This window comes from Bacteroides sp. (genome assembly GCF_052357945.1).
GTDB lineage: Bacteria > Bacteroidota > Bacteroidia > Bacteroidales > Bacteroidaceae > Bacteroides.
The window spans coordinates 1-8,256 of record NZ_DAWCXD010000182.1 but is presented as its reverse complement, the minus strand read 5'-3'; the positions used below and the strand labels follow the sequence as shown (position 1 = coordinate 8,256).

The following is an 8,256-nucleotide window of genomic DNA, read 5'->3' as shown; positions in this document are numbered from 1 at the left end:
TTGCCCGCAAACTAACTCGTTGGGGTGTCACTCCCAATCAAATTTCCATGATGAGCGTATTCTTCGCTATGGTGGGGTGCCTTCTGTTGATCGGCACAGTCATTGATCCCGGTTTTAACAAGTATGTAGCCTACATTCTGTTCATCGTTTGCATGCAGTCGCGGTTACTCTGCAACCTGTTCGATGGGATGGTAGCTATTGAAGGAGGGAAGAAAAGTGCCAACGGAGATCTCTACAATGATATGCCCGACCGCTTTGCTGATGCTTTGTTCATCATTCCCATCGGATATATAGCAGGTGGATTCGGTATTGAACTGGGATGGCTAGCGGCCCTTCTTGCCGTTATGACAGCTTATTTCCGCTGGATAGGAGCCTACAAAACGCACCAGCATTTCTTTAACGGTCCGATGGCCAAGCAACACCGCATGGCATTGCTCACGCTTGCCTTTGTAGTAGCCACCTGCACCATTCACGCAGGATACGACCGGATGGTATGTCTCATAGCTCTGATAATAATCAACGTCGGCCTTGTCGCAACACTGATACACCGTCTGTACCTCATGTCACACACAACAAACAATGAAATAAAATGAAAGAACTACTGGATATCATATTTCCTACGCTAAGCGATGAATTGATTATCGTCATTTCGCTCATCATCGGACTGCTTGTTACGGCAAGCCTTATTCTTTTTCTCGTAAAGAAGATCTCTCCAAAAACAAATATCAGCGAACTCTCCGCCCGCACGCGTTCATGGTGGATCATGGCGGGCATGTTTATCGGCGCTGTATTTATCAGCTATAACATTTCTTACTTCTTCCTTGCCTTTCTCTCTTTCATCGCTTTCAGAGAACTGTATTCGGTGTTGGGATTCAGAGAGGCAGATCGCGGAGCATTGTTTTGGGGGATATTGGCCATTCCCATTCAATATTACCTTGCTTACCTTGCCTGGTATGGAGCATTCATCATCTTCATTCCGGTAGTTATGTTTCTCGTATTGCCCTTACGACTTGTTTTAAAGGGAGACACCCACGGAATTACCAAGTCGATGGCTCTGTTGCAGTGGATTCTGATGCTTTCAGTATTCGGTATCAGCCACCTCGCTTATCTCCTGTCGCTTCCTGAACTTCCGGGATTCAATGCAGGAGGACGAGGTCTGCTATTATTCCTTGTATTCCTTACGGAAATCAACGATGTTATGCAATTTATCTGGGGCAAACTTCTCGGACGACATAAGATACTCCCGAAAGTAAGTCCGAACAAAACGTGGGAAGGATTTCTGGGCGGTGTAATCAGTACTACCGTCATTGGTTACTTCCTCGGTTTCCTGACTCCCCTCTCCGCTCCCAACGTTATCCTGGTAAGTGCTCTCGTTGCGATTGCCGGATTCTCGGGAGACGTAGTCATCTCCGCCATCAAGAGAGATAAAGGAATTAAGGACATGGGGAACAGTATTCCCGGTCATGGAGGAGTATTCGACCGGATAGATTCTCTGGCCTACACGGCTCCTGTATTTTTTCATTTAGTTTATTACATTGCATATTAAACGGAGGGAATGGAAAAAAGATTCATGCAAGCTGCTGCCATGCAGATTATATATAAAGGTGTATTCCAATGGTTTCTGAAATTGGTTGTAGGAGTTCAGTTCACCGATTGCCAGTTCCTCAAAAAGGAAAAGCAATTCATCATCCTTGCCAACCATAACAGCCATCTGGACACCCTAAGCTTGTTATCTTCCCTGCCCGGAGGACTTTTATGGAAAGTCAAACCCGTAGCAGCAGAAGATTATTTCGGGAAAACCCGCTTTCAGGCTTCCATCAGCAACTTTTTCATCAACACACTGCTAATCAGAAGAAAAGGAGAAAAAGATTCGGAGCATGATCCGATCCGTAAGATGCTTGAAGCCATCGACGCCGGATATTCACTGATTCTTTTTCCGGAAGGAACCAGAGGAAAGCCGGAACAGATGGGAAAAATTAAATCCGGCATAGCCCGCATCCTGTCTCTGCGACCCGAAGTGAAATATATTCCCGTATTCATGACCGGTATGGGACGTTCTCTGCCCAAAGGAAAAATGATATTGTTGCCATATAAAGCATCTATCTATTACGGTATGCCCGCATTGGTAAAGAGTACGGATACGCATGAAATATTAGACCAGATTACAGGTGATTTTGAAGCAATGAAAGAAAAATATCAAGTCATTATTGACGAAGAAGAGGAATAGATGTTGTTTTTCAAAAGAAAAATATCAAAACTATCGGACGAGGAATTACTAATACATTACACGAAGTCCGGTGATACGGAATATTTCGGTGAATTATATAACCGATATATCCCGTTACTGTATGGACTTTGCCTGAAATACCTGCATGATGAAGACCGGGCACAGGAAGCAGTCATGCAACTGTTTGAAGATTTACTACCTAAGTTGGGAAATTATGAGATAAAAGTGTTCAAGCCATGGCTCTACCGGGTGGCAAAGAATCATTGCCTGCAACTTTTACGAAAGGAAAATAAAGAAATTACGTTAGATTATACCGTTAATGTTATGGAATCCGACGAATTTCTGCATCTATTAAGTGAGGAGGAAAGTTCAGAGGAACAACTAAAGGCATTACATCACTGTCTCGAAAAGTTGCCCGAAGAACAACGGACCAGCATTACGCGTTTCTTTTTAGAGGAAATGTCGTATGCCGACATTGTGGAACAGACCGGATTTACTCTGAACAATGTGAAAAGCTATATCCAAAACGGAAAGCGAAACTTAAAAATTTGTATTAAGAAACAAGCCCTATGAAACTATTGGACTACATACGAGGACTCCGCAAAGGAAAAGAGGCACACCGGCTGGAAAAAGAGTCGATGCAGGACCCTTTCCTGGCCGATGCTATGGATGGATACAACCAGGTGGAGGGAAATCACGAACAACGGATCGAGAAACTGCGGATGCAGGTTTCTGCTCATTCGGCAAAGAAAAAGAACACTTATGCTATCACCTGGAGCATCGCTGCGTGTCTGATTATCGGATTCGGTATCAGCAGTTATTTCCTGTTCCTGAAAAAGAGCATGACGGATGAAGTGTTCATTGCGGAAGAGAGTGTTTCCACAAAGTTGGCTGAACCCGCAACTCCACCAACTCCGGCAATTCCTGCCACTCCAACAGTTCCCGCAACTCCGCAAAAGGAAATCGCATTAGCTACTACAAAGGTAAAAACGGATTCCACTCCTATTTCCGAAATTACTGCGAGACAAGCGGATAAGAAAGATATGATTGCCAAAATCCAAACGACTTCGCAACCACAAGGTGCGCCTGTGGCAGCTGTGCCGATGATGGAAGAAGTCCCGGAAGAGACTGCTGCATTGCAAGAAGTAGTAGCAACGATAGATACTTTCGAATCTGAATCAGATAAGAAAATGAAGATGGCTAAGGTAGCGACTATCCTTCCCCAAAATAACATGATTAAAGGAATAGTGACCGACGAAAAAGGGGAACCGCTTATAGGAGCCAGTGTGGCATATAAAGGAACGAACATCGGAACCATCACAAACATGAATGGAGAATTTTCATTAGTCAAAAAGGATGGTAAGAAACAATTGACAGCGCAGTTTATCGGATATGATCCGGTAGAAATTCGCGTAGATACCAGCCGGACGATGCTTATTGCCATGAACGAAAACCAACAGGCGCTAAACGAAGTGGTGGTAGTGGGATATGGAGCTAAGAAAAAGAAGAAGTCGGTAACCGCCGGAACTGTTGTAAAAGGTGACGAACAAGCAAACAAGGATATTACTCCGCAACCCGTCATCGGTAAACGCAACTATCAGAAGTACCTGAAGGAAAATCTCGTTCGTCCGACGGATGAAAAGTGCGCACAAGTGAAAGGGAAAGTTATATTAACTTTTCTTGTTAACAAGGAAGGACGTCCCTTCTACATCAAAGTAAAAGAGAGTCTTTGCGAATCTGCCGATAAAGAAGCAATCCGCCTGATTCAGGAAGGTCCGGACTGGGTTTACGGCAACAAACTTGTAGAAGTTACTGTCAAATTCGAATAGTGGAAAGACACTAAATCCAAGTACCCTTACGCCATAAAAATTCGAGTGGCCCCTGTTTATGACGGGCAAGCCACCAACGGCTGAATATCAGCTGAACAGTAAAGATGAGCAATGCGATAAGCAGACTGGCCGTTGCTCCGGCATATTTGTACATAGCTAATCCGAATCCATAATAAATGATAACTCCCATGATAGATTGGGAAATGTAGTTTGTCAGACTCATACGCCCGTAAGGAATCAGCAGACTCTGCCAGCCATATCCTTTCTCTTTCTTAAACCAAAGCAAGGTGAAGATAGAAACCAGGATAATCATAAATGTAAAATTGGCATAGGATGGAACTGCAATGTTATAGGGTATTTGCATGGAGGGATTAGTGATTAAGTCCGGTACAAACGTTTTCAGACAATAAAGAGGAATAAATGCCAAGACAGCACCTTTTAACATATTCTTCCAGAAACGTACGGACTCTTCGCTCTTTATTAAATATTTCCGGCGTCCCAGCAACATTCCGAACATGAACAGAGCAGCCGTCTGAAACAAACGACCATTTTCTACTTGCCAGATATTGCTATACAATTGTCCGTCGGAGATGTTAGAACAGAGAACTTCAAAGAAGTTACCATTGGCGGTTGCCTCCTGTGCACGTATGGCATAAGGCATATAATGGCCGGTTGCTACTACATAGTCGGGATTTATCACCGCATAAATGGCACGCCCCCACTCATAAGGTTGAAGAAGCAGAATCAAGGCAATCCAAAAGACCGTTTTGTCCTTTAGCCTGCACACCGGTATCAATGCAAAACCCACTACTGCATAGAGTAAAAGAATATCCCCGTTGTAGAATAAAGCATGTAATTGGGCAAACAGGAAAAGCAAACACATCCGCCAGGCAAATCGTCCGCGAAAGTCTATACCACGCTTCTCCGCATTGTGAAACTGAATGTAAAAGCTAAAGCCAAACAACAAAGAAAAAGTAGCATACGCCTTTCCCGCAAACAGGAAAAACAAGATGTCCCATGCATATTTATCAATCGTTTGTAACCATGCAGGCACATTCTCCGGTACTAAGAACAGATTATAATGCTCCAGATTATGTAATAATACAATTGCCAAAAGGGCAAATCCGCGCAGAGCATCCACTACTCCAAGGCGTTCGGTCGTTTTCAGTGTTTGAGTCATTAGATATAATTATTTCAGATTACTTTAGCGACGGTAAAAGTAAAGGAAATAATTGAGAGACAAAAGCTTGTAAATGTTAAAGGGGTTGCCTCCTATTCTTTATTGTATCAGTGGGGATTCTTTATCTCTTATATTAATTCATAACTGGCCATCTGTATCGGCATATCCAGATTGTGAAGTACTTTCTCCAACAGAATACCCTCCCGATTGTCATATTCATACCCGAAAGTGGCTCGGATTCCTTGCAGGATAAATTGAGTGGCACGGTCTAATGCCATCGGCAAGCTGTCTCCCTGCATCAAAGATCCGGTGATGACACTTGTAAAAGTATCTCCCGTGCCGGGATAATGTGCAGGCAGATAAGGACAGGTCACTTTCCAGTAGCGGTTTCCCTGACGGTTATAAGCGTAGACAGACGTTTTATGGGGTTCATCATGCACGGGGACACTGGTTATGATAACCACTTGCGGACCTTTATCGGACAAAAGACGAAGATATTCTTTCAGCTCTTCATCCGTGTTGTCTGCTTTATAGGGTTCATCCAATAAATAAAATAATTCCGTCAGATTGGGAGTAATCACATCTGCTTTGGTTATCAGGTGGCGCATTTCTTTCACCATCTCCATATCAAAGTTAGTGTACAGCCGGCCGTTATCTCCCAACACCGGATCGGCAACTATCAGGCTATCCGGCTGGCGAAAGTCTTTGATAAAATCAGAAACAATCTGAATCTGTTTCGGAGAGCCCAGATATCCGGTGTAGATAGCGTCAAACTGTACCTCCAGTTTCTTCCACTGGGCAATAATCTTCGGCATTTCATCCGTCAGGTCGAGGAAGGAGAAACCGGGATATTGCGTATGGTTGGATAATACAGCTGTAGGAAGCGGACAAACCTGAAAGCCCATGGATGAAAGAATAGGAATAACGACAGTGAGGGATACGCGCCCCATTCCCGAAAGGTCATGAACGGCGGCTATTTTCTTTACTTTATTGGCATACATATCATTTAAATTTAAACATTTGACTACTCTTCTATGAACGAACCGGAACAGAGGCTCTATTTACAATAAACAGAAGTTCTGTTTATACCGAACAGAGGCTCTACTTCCTACCAATAGAGCCTCTGTTTTGAAACACTAGATTAATATCACTAATACGTCCCGTGCCCCATGTGCTCCCATCACCAATGCCTGTTCAATGTCGGCAGTCTTTGAAGGACCGGAGATGAATGTTCCAAATTGATATTCCTGTCCATCCAGCTCCCGATAAGCATCATACATGGTATCCACGATTTTATTCCGGTCGAGCAGGATAACCAGCTTTTCCGAGATAAAATAAACAGCTTTATATTTCACCGTCTGCGGTATCCAAATGGCTCCGTTCTCGGCAACTCCTATTTCTCCTTTCACTACGGCTACATCGGTCCCATCCAACTCTTTCGGATCATCCAGATTGTCGGGATTGAATGTCGCGCAGGAAATATCCGGTAAGACGGAAGCAATGCGCATAGCATCCGGATAAGTCCGGCGTATTACCGCATTCACATCTTCCCCTTCGCCCAATACTACTGCTGTGCCACCCACCGCACGACTGATAGCACAAAATTGTTCTATCTTGTCAGGATACGACAATCGCTTCATATCCGCAATATCCGGTTTATCATAACGCGTCTGCGTATTCTTGCGAATACTGGCTAATATCTCTTCTCTGCTGCTCATTTGGATTCCTCCTTTCCCTGTACTTTGTTCTTCTTCCACATTTCATTGAACGACTCTTTGGCAAATTCCGGCAGTTCACGCCCTTTTCCCCAATCGTCGAGATCGTTGTATTTCATAAAACGGGGCAGACCGTTCACTACCGGAGCCGCCCACAAAGCTGCATTGAACAATGCCGGACGTTCCATCAGGAACTTCATGCCGCCGGACATGATTTTCTTTCCTGTATTGGCTTTTCCCAGTCCATCCAAATCCTGACGCCACTTGTAAATCTGTTCGGCCAAATCAACTTTCACCGGACAAACATCAGAACAGGACATACACAGGGAGCAGGCAGAAAGATTATCATAATATTTCTCCGGATCGTGAGCCATGCCCAGATTGATACCGATAGGTCCGGGAATGAAATAGGTATAAGAGTATCCCCCACTCCGGCGATATACCGGGCAGGTATTCATACATGCACCACAACGGATACAATTCAGTGTCTTGATATGATCGGGCTTGGAAAGCAATGTACTCCGACCGTTATCTACGATGATGATATGGTATTCACCACCTTCGCGGGGACGGCGGTAATGGGAAGTGTAGGTGGTCACCGGTTGTCCGGTAGCCGAACGGGCAAGCAATCGGGTGAACACGCCCAATGCATCCAAATCCGGAACAATCTTTTCCATACCGAAAGCAGCGATGTTCAGCTTCGGGTAGGAAGTACCCATATCAGCGTTTCCCTCATTCGTGCAGACTACGATGTCGCCGGTTGAAGCTACGGCAAAGTTGGCACCTGTCATAGCAGCTTCGGCATTCAGGAAGAGAAGTCGCAGGTTCTTACGTGCCGCATGAGTCAGATAGGTAGGATCGAAGTTTCCTTCCTCGGTTCCCATCTCCTTTTCGAAAAGTTCGCCTACCTGCTCCCGCTTGATGTGGATGGCAGGCAGTACGATGTGACTCGGTTCGAGATGCATCAGTTGCAGGATGCGTTCGCCCAAATCGGACTCTACGACATCAATGCCCCGCTCCATCAGGAAAGGATTCAATCCGCACTCTTCGGCAAGCATGGATTTACTCTTGATGAAATGGTGGACGTTGTGCTCATTCAGTATCTCGTAGACGATGGCGCAGTATTCATCGGCATCTTTTGCCCAATGCACAATGGCGCCGTTGGCGGTAGCGTTCTTCTCAAACTCCAGTAGAAGTTCTTCGAGGTGGCTGTTGGAATATAGTTTCAACTCGCAAGCCTTGTTGCGCAACTCTTCCCATTCGGGAACTTCCTTGCTCATCTTGTCCCTTTTGGCACGGACCATC

General features: G+C 44.9%; 9 protein-coding genes. 5 read left to right on the top strand and 4 right to left on the bottom strand.

The window, feature by feature from the left end; translation table 11 throughout:
- The 5 genes from ACT8YW_RS20575 to ACT8YW_RS20555 all read left to right on the top strand — a co-directional run.
- A partial coding sequence (locus ACT8YW_RS20575) for a CDP-alcohol phosphatidyltransferase family protein (protein ID WP_444106982.1) occupies window positions 1-593 on the top strand: 593 nt, incomplete at its 5' end.
- Entirely contained in the window at window positions 590-1,546 is a 957-nt protein-coding gene (locus tag ACT8YW_RS20570; protein WP_004301949.1) for a phosphatidate cytidylyltransferase, read from the top strand. The genes ACT8YW_RS20575 and ACT8YW_RS20570, both read left to right, overlap by 4 nt.
- Before the next feature lie 24 nt (window positions 1,547-1,570).
- Window positions 1,571-2,227 (top strand): lysophospholipid acyltransferase family protein, encoded by a 657-nt coding sequence (locus ACT8YW_RS20565; protein ID WP_004320683.1) that lies wholly within the window; start codon window positions 1,571-1,573, stop codon window positions 2,225-2,227.
- A complete protein-coding gene (locus tag ACT8YW_RS20560; protein ID WP_004301947.1) occupies window positions 2,228-2,800 on the top strand; it encodes an RNA polymerase sigma factor in 573 nt (190 codons plus the stop codon).
- Entirely contained in the window at window positions 2,797-4,056 is a 1,260-nt protein-coding gene (locus tag ACT8YW_RS20555) for a carboxypeptidase-like regulatory domain-containing protein (RefSeq protein WP_444106981.1), read from the top strand. Before ACT8YW_RS20560 ends, ACT8YW_RS20555 begins: the two co-directional genes overlap by 4 nt.
- Before the next feature lie 10 nt (window positions 4,057-4,066).
- Here ACT8YW_RS20555 and ACT8YW_RS20550 read toward each other — a convergent pair whose 3' ends face one another.
- From ACT8YW_RS20550 to ACT8YW_RS20535, 4 genes are all read right to left on the bottom strand, one after another.
- On the bottom strand, window positions 4,067-5,236 hold the full coding sequence (locus tag ACT8YW_RS20550) for a DUF418 domain-containing protein (protein ID WP_444106980.1): 1,170 nt from the start codon (window positions 5,234-5,236) through the stop codon (window positions 4,067-4,069).
- A gap of 128 nt (window positions 5,237-5,364) precedes the next feature.
- Entirely contained in the window at window positions 5,365-6,237 is an 873-nt protein-coding gene (locus ACT8YW_RS20545) for a pyridoxamine kinase (RefSeq protein WP_004301944.1), read from the bottom strand.
- Between the two features lie 135 nt (window positions 6,238-6,372).
- Window positions 6,373-6,954, bottom strand: a complete 582-nt coding sequence (locus tag ACT8YW_RS20540; protein WP_444106979.1) for a LutC/YkgG family protein — start codon at window positions 6,952-6,954, stop codon at window positions 6,373-6,375.
- Window positions 6,951-8,256 (bottom strand): lactate utilization protein B (locus ACT8YW_RS20535; RefSeq protein ID WP_444106978.1); only part of this gene is annotated, 1,306 nt, incomplete at its 5' end. The genes ACT8YW_RS20535 and ACT8YW_RS20540, both read right to left, overlap by 4 nt.